The sequence below is a fragment of the Moryella indoligenes genome, assembly GCF_030812885.1.
In the GTDB taxonomy this organism is placed as follows: Bacteria; Bacillota; Clostridia; order Lachnospirales; family Lachnospiraceae; genus Moryella; species Moryella indoligenes.
Map to the genome: position 1 here is coordinate 1 of NZ_JAUSTO010000004.1, position 14,555 is coordinate 14,555.

Sequence of the window (14,555 nt, forward strand, 5' to 3'; positions counted from 1 at the left end):
CATACAAAACTGGCGTTTCGCTTTCAAATATGCAGTTTTCAATTTACAAACAAGCATCTCGCCTTACAAACTGGCGCCTCAGATTACAACTCAGCACTTTCTATGAGTCTCTAAATCTAACTTAAAATATTATATCATATTCCAGGATAAAAATATAGCGTTCTCTCCATTTTTGTTTTATATTTTATAAATTTCTATATTTTCTCAATATAAATATGTGAAGTCATAAAATATAAGAAGTCGGCGTCGTCGTAAGACCACACCGACCATAAATTTATCTCTCAGCTTCTTTGCTTGCTTCTTTCTTTTCTTTTGGTTTTTCCTTATCTTCAGCCCGATGCCTCTTAATTGCTCCAATAATGGATTTCTTTTTCTCCTCCGTTTTATCCCTACCAAGATAATCATTCATATTAACTTTAAGATGTTCCAATCCCTTATGCTGTGCTGCTAATGAATTATATTTCTTGATTATCTCCTCTTGTTTAGCTTGTAATTCTTTAGAATGCTCATTTAATTTCTTGAAAAGTTTTTTACTTGATTTTGTCTTTAACTCTCCTACTACAATATGTCTTAAGTGTGGAAATTGCTTAAGGAAAATATCTATTTCCTCATAAGACTTCTGATAGGCTTCCACATCTTTTCTGTTCATCATCATATAGATTTTATCATTAGGATTTTTACGGTAGCCTTCATAATGTTCTCGCTTGCTGATGCAGATTTGAATATGCTTTACAACATCTTTTATCCTCTTCTGTTCCCATGAAAGTTTGTCAAATTCCTGTCTTAGTTCATTCTTTTCATTGGATATTCGACTAATGCCACGCTCCAATTCTTCCATTGACCTAAAGCCTTTGTTTCTAATCTCAACCAGCGTTGAAGCCGCTGTTTTAAGATTATGCTTTTTCGCCCAATGCTCATATTCTCTACTTGACTTTGCTTTATCGTTGTTCTTAATATCTACGATATTGCCAATCTCTCTATCTTTATTCAGGATTCGTTCCTTAATTCTTTCTTCGGTATAGTTAGCTCCTATGGTCTTTGCTCGGGTAAATCTCTGCTGATTTTTAGTCCTGAAAGCTATGTGTTTTCCTTGTTTAATCTCATAACCATAGCTTTCCATTTTAGATAAGAAGTCCTGCCAGTTGATGGACTGTTTTATAGTTCTATCAATATCAAACTGAAGCCTTGATTTATAGCTATTCCCTTTTTTATCCTCATTCCAGTCATACCAATTCACAAATTTTCTTCTCTTTATCTCGTTGATTTCTCTTTGTGCTTCTTGGTTGATGACAGATAAATTATGTTCCTTGCAAAGTCTGTCGCTTTGGTTTCTGATGTTCATATAGGAGCCGTAATAGGAATGGTACACCTTACCCTCATCAACATCTATGGAATTAAAGATTATGTGATTATGAATATGATCTTTGTCGATATGAGTGGCTAAGACATATTCATATTTCCCCTCTAAAATCTTTTCGCAAAGTTCAATTCCAACTTGATGGGCTTCTTCAAAACTCACTTCTTCCGGAACAAAAGATTGAATCAAATGATGTGCCAATGTCTTTGTTCTCGAGCCAAATTGTTTCTTGGTAAGTTCAAATTCTTTATGAGCATTTTCTCTGCTGCACAGGTGAGTTGTAACATAGATTTCATCGTCGGTTTTATCTTCGTTACAGATATAGTCTATCGCCTTTTTCAGTGTAGTTTTAATCGGATGTATCTTCGTAACCGCCATCAGCCAATCACCTCATTGATGATATAGTCGGAAACTTTTTCTCTAAATTCTGATAGGAAAAGCAGTTCCCCTTGCAAAGCTTTTTTGATGCTTTCAATATCATCTTTGTAAATAACTCCTGTGCTGTTTATCGCCTTTGCAATCTGATTCAAGTTCGCTGAGTTACGACTGACAAGAGAAGATAATTCCCTCAATTCTTTTCTAAACTCACCGGATATATCTATGCTGATAATTCTGTTTTTGAAAATACTGTCTCTATAAAATTCTCTTTTGCTCTTAAAATTGGTCAATGCAAATCTTCGGTTCAGTTCTTCCATATCTTCTTCGTTCACCATAAAATGAACAGTACAATTATTTTTACGATTAACGGTCTTTGCCATTTTTCATCACTCCTTTCTTCTTCGGGGTCTTAGGGTCTCCCTAAAATTGATTAAGCTGAATTGTCAGCTTACAAGCCTACTTTTTCGACTGTGGTCAAAAAGTATATGCTTGCTATCTCACTGAAAATAATACTTTTACTAATAATCTCTTATAACTATCACAGAAAAACAGTGACATTTTGTCTCAAGCGGTGCTTCTCAATATTTCCTCTGTTTTTTATTAAAGTTTGAAAGTTGTCGCTACCACTACCTCACTACCTTTCATATCAGGTAGCAGAGTAGCGGTAGCGGACTTTTTCAAAACTCTTACAATGGTATGTCCGAAGAATCAACCTCAATAAAATCAACACTTTCATTTCTCTTATAAAACTTCTTGCTAACCCGAACCACTCCGTCAATTCTCACTTTCTTACTTTTAACAGATGGTTCCAATATCCACTCGCTAGCCATTTCATTTGCCATAAGTTCCGAAAATACTTTTTCATTGGTTTCAGGATATTTGCTTGTAAACTCAGCAGAACACAACAAATTCGGTGTATCAGACTTTGTAGATTTCCATTCCATGAAGTCCAAGAAGTTTTGGATGTGTCTGTTATCACTCTTATGCGTTTGAATTACAAAATCTAAATCAGGTCGTAACTCTTTCGGTAAATAGAAATCGTGAAGTTTGTTTTCGTAAAGATATACTGCTTCTGCGATAGCTCCTTCAAAATCCCGTTTCATGATTTCCTCATGTTCGTTTCTTGTGATAGTTTCCAATATCGGATATTTTTCAGGATCATACATTAACGGGACTTTTATGTTCTCAGCATTAACCTTTACGGGCAAATATCTTCTTTCTCCGGAAAAATCACTTAAAAATGTTGCATCATTTGTAGTCGCAATCAATATGCAAGTTCGTTTCACATCAGTTGAAAACCTTTCATATGGAAGTCTTACTGTACTTGTTCTTGCAGATATAAAAAGTTTAGCTTCATCAGCACTTTTCGTATTTCTAAGAGCGACAAATTCCTCAAGCTCTACTACAACTTTTCCTACAAGATTACTGACCGCATCCTTACCCTTGATATTATTTAAGGAACAGTACCACTCGGGAAGTAATGCAAGTTTTTCTATGAAAGAAGTCTTACCCACACCTTGAATGCCCGTGAGGACCATCAGCTCATCAAACTTACAACCGGGATTAAAAACTCTCTTTACCATACCAACTAAAACATGCTTCATAATCCAAGAATTTAATGCTGTATCCTCTGCTCCAAGATATTTTGGTAAAAGCTTTTTAATATATTCTCTTCCGTCATAACTTAATGATTTCATATACATAGCCGGTAAATTAACGGTTCTCTTATGTGCAACAAAGGTAATGGCATCTTCCATTCGGTTCTTTGAGTACTTGATCCCAAATTCCCTTTCAATCTCAACACCAAGTACATTAGTCATATGATCATTCCATTTTCTTATCTCCAATTCGGAATGTTTTTCTCCTTTTAGCTTTCCATAAAACTGAATCGTCCTGCTGCATGAATCAAAAAATATATTCCCTGATATAATGGATTGCTCTTTGCAGAAAGAGGGATTAACTAACACAGTAATTAGGTTTGTTGCTGTACTTTTGACTTGACCTTTATCTGTGATTTCCAACTCACGATTTAGATAATCGTTAAGCTCCACATCATCAAATTTAAGCCAATTATTCAAGAGCATACCCTCCTCCATCTCTGTGATAGTTATAATCCCAATATCGTTTGTTTCCTCCCTGTATAGCTTTTGAAATACTATCTTCCAAGTATTTCAGATATCCTTTTTCCGTTCTTCTTTTGCTTCGATCGCCTATGCGATTAAGTGCAGATTTCAAAAATAATTCTTTCATCATTTCTGCATTTCCATGAGTAAAACTGTTTAGAAAAAGAAGCAATGAAAAGTCATCTTTACTGGCATCTCCGCTGGTATATGAGCCTTCAAACAATGCTCTTGCCCTTGCGTTATACCTGCACATCGTTTCTATAACCGTATTACTGTCAGGAACACATTCAGCTGCTTCCTGATACTTTCTAATAATTTCTCTGACACTTCTTTTTGGAGAAAATATCTTGTAGTATTTATCCAACTCCTTTTGTTTCAAGAGAACTTTTTCTGCAACAAAATCATTAAATTTATAGATATTACCTGTCATGGCAATACATCTGTTTTCTTGATACATCTCCACTTTCTCAAGTTGGTTATTAAAGTTCTTTTCTATTTCCCCCTTTGCAAAAATGTGTATTCCTATTCCCGATTGTGAAATTTCTACATAAGTATCATTGAAATCATTTATAAGCATATCCTGCTTTTTATTATTTACATTGTCCAGGTCGATACACACAAACGGATCGTCCCTGCTTAACACAAAAGACAATCCGTCACAACCACTACTTTCTATATTATTAACTGCTGTTTCAAAATCTGCCCATTGATCTTTATTATTCCAGTCATCAGATTTTAAGGTAATCGGACTCACAGGAAGCTTCAGTATTTTTTCCTTCCCTTTCAGATCCTGTTTTCTGATTTTCTTAAACCATAGCCACTGTTTGTATTCTCTTAATTCAATCGGAATATTTCGTAAGTAATTTTCCTTGTTAATCATCGTAACCTCCAATCTTTATATTGCTGATGGAAGTACAACCTGCTAAAATAATCTTGTCAGGGATGAAATACCAAGTTGTACTTTCATCTTGCCTTTGGTCTTTATGGCTAAAGGCTTTTTTCTTGTATTGCTGCTTCTATTATTTCAGTAATCATTTTCAATTCATGCCTATAACCCGCATCCAATTCTCCGTACTGCTTCACTCGTTTAAGTTCCGATAGAATTTCCTTTAGCTCATTTTTACAATTATCTATAACATTTCTTGTTGCGAATACTTTTATAGGAGCGTTAAGGATTGCATTAGTCATATATTCTTGTCTACTAAGTCCGGACATAGCAATCTTTTTGAAAATTAGCTCTCTATCTTTTTGATTTGTTCTGAACGCTATGGTTACATCCTTTTTCCTGTGATTAGCAAATCGCTTGCCTTTATCTCGTTCCTTTTGTTTCCTCTCATCCTCCAATGCTTGCCATTCTTCTTTACTCAGCAAATTTTTGGTCTTTTTCTTTTTACGATTTACAGCTTCATCATAGCTTGGAAATTTCGGTGCTTTCACTATATTCTCCCTCCTTGTCCAATTTATCAGCCATATCCACCTGTTTATTGGGGAACATATGACTATAATCCATCAACACCTTTATGCTTTCATGCCCTGTTCTCGCTGCAATGTCAACAGGTGTAAAACCCATTTCTATAAGCAGCGATATATGGCTGTGTCTCAGTGCATGAAGTTTGATTTTCTTAACTTTCGACTTTTTAATTCCTCGCTCCATTTCTTTATTGAAATAGGTTTTGCATTTAGGAAAGATTTGTTCATCTTCCGAAAAATATTCAATTTTCAGGAAATAGTCTTTAAGTTCCCTGATTAAAAAATCAGGAAGCATAATTGTTCTTTTGCTTTTCGGCGTTTTCGGATCGGTAATAATTTCTTCTCCGTTAATTCTCTGCGCTGATTTACTTATCCTCATCGTCTTTTTATCAAAGTCGAAATCAGCTTTTGTTAATGCTCTCAATTCTCCCAACCGAATACCTGTCCAATAAAGAATTTCAAAAGCATAAAATGAAATATCCTTGTCCTTAACAGCTTCTATAAACTGTAGGTATTCCTCTTTCGTCCAAAACTCCACTTCCTCATCGCTTCTTTGCTTTCCTATTCGTCCTGTTACCTTACACGGGTTTTGCCTTAATCCGTAATATTTAACTGCATGATTGAACATACAACTAAGCTGTGCGTGAATGGATTTAAGATAGGTCGGCTTATAGGCTTCTCCTTCCGCATTTTCAATGTTTAAGAGTACATTATGCCACTTCTTTACTATAACTGGCTTAATTTCACTCATTTTCATACCGCTGAAAAACGGTAAGATCTTTGTTCTTATCATATGTTCTTTTGTCATCCAAGTATTTAACCTTATTGTGCCTATGACATCAGCCTTATAAAGTTCAAAATAATCTTCAAAGAGCATATTGAGTGAACCGGACATCTTTACCGTGAAATTTCTCTCGTAAGTAATTGCCTCTTTCTTCGTTTCAAAACCCCTTTTCAGCTTTTTTCTGCTCTGTCCGTCCCAATCCTTATAATAGAATGAAGCGAACCATTTCCCGCTTTTTTCGTCCTTATATGCAGGCATTATTCTCCCTCCTTCGCTTTGTAGATTTGTTCCATAAAATATTTCTTATTAATTCTTCCCCTAAGGACAAGAAAGCCGTGTTCAGCAAGCTGCTTATTCATATCTCGGATGATTTTATAAGCTTGTTGCTGCGATATGTTTAGTAAATCGGCAACTTCATTTGAAGTAAGAAATAATTTCTCCATCGTACTTTCCTCCTTTCTTTTCAGAAGCATATTTGTTTCTATTTCTATTTTAGATTATAAGTAGCTTTTTTGTTTCTGTTAATACTTTTTCTAAATTTTATTTTTCTATTGTATTTTTGCCTATTTTCGATTATATTATTAAAGAGAAACAAATTTGCTCCTAAGGAGGTGTTTAAATTGAGTTTGGGTAAATTGATAAAGAAATTCCGTGAATTAAGAAGAATTACGCAAAAGGCATTAGGAGACAGAATCCATTTAAATGATGTAAGGATAAGACAATACGAACTTGATATTCGTACTCCTAAAGACGATGTCTTAGAAAATATTTCTGCTGCACTCCATGTAAACAAAGAATATTTAAAAGAGCCTGATTATCCCTATACGGAACATGATCTAATGCGATTTTTATTTAAGCTGGATGATAGTATTGAAGTAAATATACGACCTGTTATCCTAAATGATGAAGATCCTGAATACACCACCACAGGTATATATTTCGGCAGTGAAGCTATTCTTAGAATCCGTAATATGCTTGAACAGTGGCAGAAAATGAAAGATAAATATGAAAATAACGAAATTACCAAAGAAGCCTTACAGGATTGGAAGGCTAACTATCCTGACAGCCTGAAAAAAGATTATGTTCCTTTTGAAGAAAGCAATGTAAAATTTTATAGAAAAGGTATAACCGCTAAGGTTCCACCGGATATAAAATAAGCATAGAAAAAGCACATAGCTGAAAGATTTTATAATCTTAAAGTCATGTGCTTTAACAATGTAAATATTGTTTTGTACAGATAATCAATGCAATAGATAATCACATATTTTAACAACAGCAATCCCGTTTACAACAAAATTACATATAAAATGCGCTGTCATTGTAACATATATGTTTTTGGTTTTAATGTAGGAAACACTCAACGGCAAAGCCCATATCATACATAAGAAAATTCCCCAAATTACAAATGTATGTTCTAAGCCATATGCAAACATGCTAAACAGTGTTGTCAAAATTAAAATTTTTCTATTTTTAAAAGATGTAAGGTTTTTTCTATAAAATACTTCTTCTACTATTGAGGGTAAGACTATTGTAGAGCTTATAAACAGAACAAGCTTCAACCAATTATCCGCTTTTAAATTTGTCATTCCCGTATTAAGATATGGGAACATTTTTTCTAAGATATTTGTAAATACGAAAGCAAGACAAAAGAACAATATCGTCAACATCACATGCTTCCAAAAAGCATTTCCTCCCTTAATTGCATTCAACCATTCTTGAATGGAAAAATCTTTTCTTAACCGGAAATAAATTGCTAATACTACATAAAACAGAAAATTGATGTATATATAATATCCCTGAAATGGCAAACATGCTAATACAAACAGTACCTCAACAATAATTGGAAAGATATTTAATTTGATATATTTATTGTCCATACGCTTTACACCAATTTACCATTCACTATTTCCACAAAATCCTCCCACCAAAATGATGGAAGGCTTTCTAAACAATTTATCTAAATTCAACAACTCCCTTTTAGACCTGCTTTTTCTCATTTTTAGTATCAAAACAGTATCACTTAGGAGTTTTTTGCTCCCGCAAAACGCTGAAACGCTGTATTTTCAACAGTTTTATAATAGAAACATATTTGTCACTCTATTCAAACTCTATCGTTCCCGGCGGCTTGCTCGTGATATCGTACAGCACGCGGTTCACGTGGCGAACCTCATTGATGATACGGCTGGTGACCTTCTGAAGCAGAGGCCAGGGAAGCTCCGCGCTCTCCGCGGTCATGAAATCTACCGTCTGCACTGCGCGGAGGCAGACCGCGTAATCGTAAGTGCGCTCATCGCCCATAACACCGACAGAGCGCATGTTTGTCAGCGCTGCAAAGTACTGATTGATCTCCCGGTCAAGACCTGCATTGGCAATCTCCTCGCGGTAGATGTAGTCTGCTTCCTGAACGATCTTTACCTTCTCCTCCGTCACCTCTCCGATGATGCGGATGCCAAGTCCCGGTCCCGGGAAGGGCTGACGAAAGACAAGCTTCTCCGGAATTCCCAGCTCCAGGCCCACCTTTCTCACCTCATCCTTGAAAAGCGCGCGGAGCGGCTCGATGATCTCTCTGAAATCTACATACTCCGGCAAGCCGCCGACATTGTGGTGGGACTTGATGACTGCACTCTCTCCGCCGAGTCCGCTCTCAACCACATCCGGATAGATGGTTCCCTGCACAAGAAAATCCACCTTGCCGATCTTCTTCGCCTCTTCCTCAAAGACACGAATGAACTCCTCGCCGATGGTCTTGCGCTTTTGCTCCGGCTCCGTGATTCCTGCGAGCTTATTGTAGAAGCGCTGCCGCGCGTCTACATGAACGAAATTCAGCTTGTACGGCCCCTGCGGCCCGAAGACGGCATCAACCTCCTCCGCTTCATTTTTGCGGAGCAGACCGTGATCCACAAAGACGCAGGTGAGCTGCGGGCCAATTGCCTTGGAGAGCAGCACCGCCGCCACCGAGGAATCCACTCCGCCGGACAGCGCGCAGAGCACCTTGCCGTCTCCGATCTTTTCGCGCAGCTCCTCGATGGTACGCTTTGCAAATTCATCCATGCGCCAGCTGCCCGTGCATCCGCAGATATCAATCACAAAATTCCGGAGAATTTTAGAGCCCTCAACGGTGTGCAGCACCTCCGGATGGAACTGGATCGCGTAGAGCCCCTCTGCGCGGTTCTCAGCCACTGCGACAGGGCAGCTTGGGGAATGCGCCAGCGAAGTGAAGCCTTCCGGCAGCCGGAAGATGGAGTCAAAGTGGCTCATCCACACGACTGTCTTCTCAGGAACGCCCCTCAGCAAGGGGGAATCGTTCGGCTCCACTGTAATTTCTGTCTTTCCGTACTCTCGCTCCGCAGCGCGGTGCACCTCACCGCCCAGCTTCCAGCTCATAAGCTGTGCGCCGTAGCAGAGCCCCAGCACCGGAATGCCCATGCGGAACAGCTCCGCATCACAGGAGGGTGCGCCCTCCTCGTAGCAGCTGTTCGGACCTCCGGTCAGAATGATGCCCTTCGGCGCCATCTCCCGAATCTTTTCAAGCGGGGTCTTATAGGAATAAATTTCACAGTACACATTGTTCTCGCGCACTCTTCGTGCGACGAGCTGATTGTACTGACCGCCAAAATCGATCACAATGATCTTTTCCTGGTTCTGTATCTCCAAATTGTGCTCCTTCCTGTTCATGCCCCGCGGGGCATATTCTCAATTCACCGATGCATATACCTTCATGTGCAGCGCGTGCACGGCACTTCTGCCCGCCGGCCTTTACAGATCTTCACCTGCATCTTTGGCTGCGCCATATGCACAACACACAGTATACAGAAAAACTCAGCTCACAGCCTCCTCTTCCTCCCGCTGCGCAAGATATGGCTTCAGGTATTTTCCGGTCCACGAGCGCTCTGTCTCTGCCACCTGTTCCGGCGTTCCCTGCACAACTACTGTGCCGCCGCCTTCTCCGCCCTCCGGACCCATATCGATAATATAATCTGCAGTCTTTATCACGTCAAGATTGTGTTCTATCACAATGACGGTATTTCCGCTGTCAGACAGCCTACGGAGTATCTCCACCAGCTTGTGGACATCTGCAAAGTGCAGACCTGTCGTCGGTTCATCCAGAATATAGATCGTCTTTCCCGTGCCGCGCTTCGAGAGCTCCGCCGCCAGCTTGATGCGCTGTGCCTCGCCGCCGGAGAGCTCCGTGCTGGGCTGTCCGAGACGAATATAGGAGAGCCCTACATCATAGAGAGTCTGAATCTTCCTCGCTATGGAAGGAACGTTCTCAAAAAACTTCAACGCCTCCTCGACTGTCATATTCAGAACATCATAGATGGACTTCCCCTTATAACGCACCTCCAGTGTCTCACGGTTGTAGCGCTTACCGTGACACACCTCGCAGGGCACATATACATCCGGCAGGAAGTGCATCTCGATCTTCACAATGCCGTCGCCGGAGCAGGCCTCACAGCGCCCGCCCTTCACATTAAAGCTGAACCGCCCCTTCTTGTACCCCCGCGCCTTGGCGTCGGGCGTAGCCGCAAAGAGATCGCGTATCATATCGAACACCCCGGTGTAGGTCGCCGGATTGGAGCGCGGCGTCCTGCCGATCGGAGACTGATCAATGGCGATCACCTTATCCAGTGCCTCTGTTCCCTCAATCGCCCGGAACTTTCCGGGAATCTCATGCGCCCGGTTTAGCTTCTTCGCGAGGTACTTGTATAGTATCTCATTCACGAGAGAAGACTTTCCTGAGCCAGAGACTCCGGTCACACAGGTCATGATGCCCAGCGGAAAGCGCACATCAATATTCTTCAGATTATGCTCTCTGGCCCCGCGCACCGTGAGCCATCCCTTTGGCACACGCCGCGTATCCGGCACCGGTATCCGCAGCTTTCCTGCGAGATACTGCCCCGTGATGCTGTTCTCATTCCGCATGAGGTCCTCAGCAGTCCCCTCAGCAATAACCTCTCCTCCGTGCTCCCCTGCGCCGGGCCCGATATCCACAATCCAGTCTGCGGCGCGCATGGTATCCTCATCATGCTCCACCACGAGCACCGTGTTTCCAAGATCCCGGAGATGCTTCAGCGTCCCGAGCAGCTTGTCATTGTCCCTCTGATGCAGGCCTATGCTCGGCTCATCCAGTATGTAGGCAACTCCAACCAGTCCCGAGCCGATCTGCGTCGCGAGACGTATGCGCTGTGCCTCGCCGCCGGAGAGCGTCCCGGTCGCCCGGGACAGTGCGAGGTAATCAAGCCCCACATCAATAAGAAAGGAGACGCGATTCCGAATCTCCTTCAGAATCTGCTCGCCTATCATCCTCTGCATCTCTGTGAGCGTGAGCTGATCAATAAAGCTCCGGAATTTCACGATAGACATGTCTGTCGCGTCATAAATATTCAGATCGCCCACCGTCACCGCGAGGCTGGAACGCTTCAGCCGTTTTCCGCCGCAGGTCTTACAGGGAATAATGCGCATAAAGGACTCATACTCCTCCTTTGCGCTCGCGGAAAATGCTTCTCTGTAGCGGCGCTTTTCATTCTCGATCAGCCCCTCGAAGGCGACGTCATAGACCCCTTCTCCGCGCTGGCTCCGGTAGCGCACCTTCACCTCTGTTCCGCCGGTTCCGTGGAGCAGAATGTCCCGTATCTCCTCCGGATAGTCCTGAAAGGGTGTATCCAGACTGAAGTGATAATGCTCCGCCAATGCAGAGAGCAGTGCGTTTGTAAAGCTTCCCTTCTGATTACAGGAGTTCCAGCCCGGCGCAATAATTGCCCCCTGATTGATAGAGAGACTCTCGTCCGGCACCATGAGCTCCAGGTCAAACTCCATCTTGTAACCGAGACCCAGACAATCCGGACAGGCCCCAAAGGGATTGTTGAAGGAAAAGCTCCTGGGCTCCACCTCTTCGATGGAGATCCCGCAGTCCGGGCAGGCAAAGCTCTGTGAAAAGTGCAGCTCCTCGCCGCCGATTACATCGACCGCTGCTGTTCCTCCCGTCAGGGCAAGTGCCGTCTCCAGTGAATCTGTGAGCCGTTTTTGTATTCCCTCCCGGATCACCAGCCGATCCACCACCACCTCAATGGAGTGCTTGATATTCTTATCAAGCGCGATCTCCTCGCTCAGCTCATAAAGATTTCCGTCAATGCGGACACGGACATAGCCGCTCTTCTTCGCCTGCGCGAGCACCTTCTCGTGGCGCCCCTTCTTGCCGCGTACCACAGGCGCAAGCAGCTGCAGCTTCGTCTTCTCCGGCAGCTCCATGATTCTGTCCACCATCTGATCTATGGTCTGCTTCTGTATCGGCTTGCCGCAGTTCGGGCAGTGCGGAATCCCGATGCGCGCATAGAGCAGACGCATATAGTCATAAATCTCCGTCACCGTGCCGACCGTGGAACGCGGGTTTCTGTTGGTGCTCTTCTGATCAATGGAGATCGCCGGGGACAGTCCCTCGATGCTCTCCACCTCGGGTTTCTCCACCTGCCCGAGGAACATGCGCGCGTAGGAGGACAGCGACTCCATATAGCGCCGCTGCCCCTCCGCATAAATTGTATCAAAGGCAAGACTTGACTTTCCGGATCCGGAGAGGCCCGTGAGCACCACAAGCTCGTCTCTCGGAATATCCAGATTGATCTGCTTCAGATTGTGCTCTGAAGCACCTCTGATTTTTATATATTGTTTTGCCATTTCTTCTCTTTTCCACTCAGATATATACCTGAAACACTGCTGCGACAGCGGTACTCTGCCCACAGCCGTCGCATACCCGGCGACGAAGCACGCGGGTAATGCTCCCCTCCCGCAGCATCTTCCCACTCCGGTGAACCCAAGTGTATCACACTCCCTCCGGAATTGTGAATAGCTTCCGATACAAATACAAGGTCAGCTCCCGGATAATCCGGCGAGCGGAGAACGGAAACTTCCCGTAAAACAAAAAGTCCGGCTGCCGCCCCTTGCAGAGCAGACCTCCGGACTTTCAAAATTCATATGGATTACAGATACGCAGTCACAGTACCTTGCTTAAGAAAGACTGAAGACGCGGATCCTTCGGATGCGCAAAAAACTCCTGCGGGGCATTTTCCTCAAGAAAATATCCGCCGTCAAGGAACATCACCCGCGAAGCGACCTCTCTCGCAAACCCCATCTCATGCGTCACGACCACCATGGTCATCCTCTGCTCTGCGAGATCCTTCATAACATTCAAAACCTCTCCGACCATCTCCGGATCCAGTGCAGAGGTCGGCTCATCGAAGAGCATCACATCCGGCTTCATGCAGAGCGCCCGGGCTATGGCGATGCGCTGCTGCTGCCCGCCTGAGAGCTGGCTTGGGTAGGACTCCGCGCGATCTGCGAGTCCCACCTTCTCGAGCAGCTCCATCGCAGTCTCCTTCGCCTCTGCCTCCGACTTCCCCTGAAGCTTCATCGGACCCAGCGTCAAATTTTTCAGTATATCCATATGCGGGAACAGGTTGAACTGCTGGAACACCATGCCCATGCGCTGTCTGTGGAGATCAATATCCGTCTTCGGGTCGCAGATATCCACGCCCTCGAAAAAAATATGCCCGGAGCTAGGCTCCTCCAGACGGTTCAGGCAGCGCAGGAAGGTTGATTTTCCCGAACCGGATGGTCCGATCACACAGACCACATCCCCCTGGTTGATATCCACTGTGATATCCTGTAATACTGTCTGCCTGCCAAAGGTTTTTCCAAGATTTTTCACCTGAATCAAAGACGTCTCAGCGCTCACTCTTCTTCAGTCTCCTTTCCAGATATTTTACTCCCTGCGAAAAGAACAGCACCATGGTGAGGTAGATAACGGCAACCGCAAGCATGGGCATGAAGGCTGCATAGGTACGGCTTCGGATAATATCTCCGCCCTTTGTGAGATCCTCCAGCGCAATATATCCTGCAACCGAGGTCTCCTTCAAAAGCACGATAAACTCATTTGCCAGCGTCGGGATCACATTCCGGAAGGCCTGCGGCATGATGATATTTGTCATGGTCTGAACATAGTTAAAGCCGAGACTTCGACCCGCCTCAAACTGTCCGCGGGGAATCGACTGAATGCCCGAGCGGAATATCTCCGCCTGATATGCACCGGAGTTGATTCCGAACGCGATGACCGCGACAAAGGTCTTGTCAACTCTGACCGAGCTGAAGACGCCTAAATAGATCAGCAAAAGCTGCACTACCACCGGTGTTCCGCGTATCACAGTGAGATACAGGCCGCAGATCGCATTCAGCAGCTTCAGCTTGCCCGTGTTCTCATGCGCACTTCTCACCATCGAGACCACAAAGCCGATGACCAGCCCGAGCAACACCGCAAAGAAAGTGATCTTCAGTGTCACCCCGAGGCCATTCGTCAGATATCTCCAGCGATTGTCCTTGATAAAGTTCAGGACAATCCCCTCAGTAAATTTCTGCCACATACGGCACTCCTTCCTGATTTATATTTCACAGG

Annotated in this window: 13 protein-coding genes; 1 reads left to right on the forward strand and 12 read right to left on the reverse strand. The window is 43.3% G+C overall.

Annotated elements, in window-relative coordinates:
* Positions 1-274: 274 nt before the first annotated feature.
* The 7 genes from J2S20_RS12215 to J2S20_RS03865 form a co-directional block, all read right to left on the reverse strand.
* A complete protein-coding gene (locus J2S20_RS12215) occupies positions 275-1,735 on the reverse strand; it encodes a relaxase/mobilization nuclease domain-containing protein (RefSeq protein ID WP_307253361.1) in 1,461 nt (486 codons plus the stop codon).
* Positions 1,735-2,115, reverse strand: coding sequence for a plasmid mobilization relaxosome protein MobC (locus tag J2S20_RS03840; RefSeq protein ID WP_307253364.1), 381 nt, complete (start codon positions 2,113-2,115; stop codon positions 1,735-1,737). The genes J2S20_RS12215 and J2S20_RS03840 overlap by 1 nt, the downstream gene beginning before the upstream one ends.
* 306 nt (positions 2,116-2,421) lie before the next feature.
* Positions 2,422-3,813, reverse strand: coding sequence for a VapE domain-containing protein (locus J2S20_RS03845; protein WP_330692744.1), 1,392 nt, complete (start codon positions 3,811-3,813; stop codon positions 2,422-2,424).
* Positions 3,806-4,738 (reverse strand): DNA primase, encoded by a 933-nt coding sequence (locus J2S20_RS03850; protein WP_307253366.1) that lies wholly within the window; start codon positions 4,736-4,738, stop codon positions 3,806-3,808. Before J2S20_RS03850 ends, J2S20_RS03845 begins: the two co-directional genes overlap by 8 nt.
* A gap of 107 nt (positions 4,739-4,845) precedes the next feature.
* Positions 4,846-5,295 carry a plasmid mobilization protein gene (locus J2S20_RS03855; RefSeq protein WP_307253368.1) on the reverse strand — a complete coding sequence of 150 codons (450 nt, stop codon included), beginning with the start codon at positions 5,293-5,295 and terminating at the stop codon, positions 4,846-4,848.
* Complete coding sequence (locus tag J2S20_RS03860) at positions 5,267-6,370, reverse strand: site-specific integrase (protein ID WP_307253371.1); 1,104 nt, start codon at positions 6,368-6,370, stop codon at positions 5,267-5,269. Before J2S20_RS03860 ends, J2S20_RS03855 begins: the two co-directional genes overlap by 29 nt.
* A complete protein-coding gene (locus J2S20_RS03865; protein ID WP_009529244.1) occupies positions 6,370-6,555 on the reverse strand; it encodes a transcriptional regulator in 186 nt (61 codons plus the stop codon). The genes J2S20_RS03860 and J2S20_RS03865 overlap by 1 nt, the downstream gene beginning before the upstream one ends.
* Positions 6,556-6,738: 183 nt before the next feature.
* Between J2S20_RS03865 and J2S20_RS03870 the strand changes: the two genes are divergently transcribed.
* Positions 6,739-7,269 (forward strand): helix-turn-helix domain-containing protein, encoded by a 531-nt coding sequence (locus J2S20_RS03870; protein WP_307253377.1) that lies wholly within the window; start codon positions 6,739-6,741, stop codon positions 7,267-7,269.
* A gap of 84 nt (positions 7,270-7,353) precedes the next feature.
* On the opposite strand, the gene J2S20_RS03875 is transcribed toward J2S20_RS03870, so the two are convergent.
* The 5 genes from J2S20_RS03875 to J2S20_RS03895 all read right to left on the reverse strand — a co-directional run bounded on the left by J2S20_RS03875 (position 7,354) and on the right by J2S20_RS03895 (position 14,523).
* Positions 7,354-7,989, reverse strand: coding sequence for a CPBP family intramembrane glutamic endopeptidase (locus J2S20_RS03875; RefSeq protein WP_307253379.1), 636 nt, complete (start codon positions 7,987-7,989; stop codon positions 7,354-7,356).
* A gap of 220 nt (positions 7,990-8,209) precedes the next feature.
* On the reverse strand, positions 8,210-9,766 hold the full coding sequence (gene guaA, locus J2S20_RS03880) for a glutamine-hydrolyzing GMP synthase (protein WP_330692745.1): 1,557 nt from the start codon (positions 9,764-9,766) through the stop codon (positions 8,210-8,212).
* A gap of 165 nt (positions 9,767-9,931) precedes the next feature.
* Positions 9,932-12,784 (reverse strand): excinuclease ABC subunit UvrA, encoded by a 2,853-nt coding sequence (gene uvrA / locus J2S20_RS03885; protein ID WP_307253382.1) that lies wholly within the window; start codon positions 12,782-12,784, stop codon positions 9,932-9,934.
* A gap of 316 nt (positions 12,785-13,100) precedes the next feature.
* The gene (locus J2S20_RS03890) at positions 13,101-13,841 is read right to left on the reverse strand and encodes an amino acid ABC transporter ATP-binding protein (protein ID WP_307253385.1); all 741 of its coding nucleotides are present in this window, start codon (positions 13,839-13,841) and stop codon (positions 13,101-13,103) included.
* On the reverse strand, positions 13,831-14,523 hold the full coding sequence (locus J2S20_RS03895; RefSeq protein ID WP_307253389.1) for an amino acid ABC transporter permease: 693 nt from the start codon (positions 14,521-14,523) through the stop codon (positions 13,831-13,833). Before J2S20_RS03895 ends, J2S20_RS03890 begins: the two co-directional genes overlap by 11 nt.
* Between the last annotated feature and the right edge of the window lie 32 nt (positions 14,524-14,555).

Coding starts and splice junctions, on each gene's coding strand:
- J2S20_RS03875 (WP_307253379.1), bottom strand. CDS start 7,989: ATGGACAATAAATATATCAAATTAAATATCTTTCCAATTATTGTTGAG.
- J2S20_RS03840 (WP_307253364.1), bottom strand. CDS start 2,115: ATGGCAAAGACCGTTAATCGTAAAAATAATTGTACTGTTCATTTTATG.
- J2S20_RS03895 (WP_307253389.1), bottom strand. CDS start 14,523: ATGTGGCAGAAATTTACTGAGGGGATTGTCCTGAACTTTATCAAGGAC.
- J2S20_RS03850 (WP_307253366.1), bottom strand. CDS start 4,738: ATGATTAACAAGGAAAATTACTTACGAAATATTCCGATTGAATTAAGA.
- J2S20_RS03865 (WP_009529244.1), bottom strand. CDS start 6,555: ATGGAGAAATTATTTCTTACTTCAAATGAAGTTGCCGATTTACTAAAC.
- J2S20_RS12215 (WP_307253361.1), bottom strand. CDS start 1,735: ATGGCGGTTACGAAGATACATCCGATTAAAACTACACTGAAAAAGGCG.
- J2S20_RS03860 (WP_307253371.1), bottom strand. CDS start 6,370: ATGCCTGCATATAAGGACGAAAAAAGCGGGAAATGGTTCGCTTCATTC.
- uvrA (WP_307253382.1), bottom strand. CDS start 12,784: ATGGCAAAACAATATATAAAAATCAGAGGTGCTTCAGAGCACAATCTG.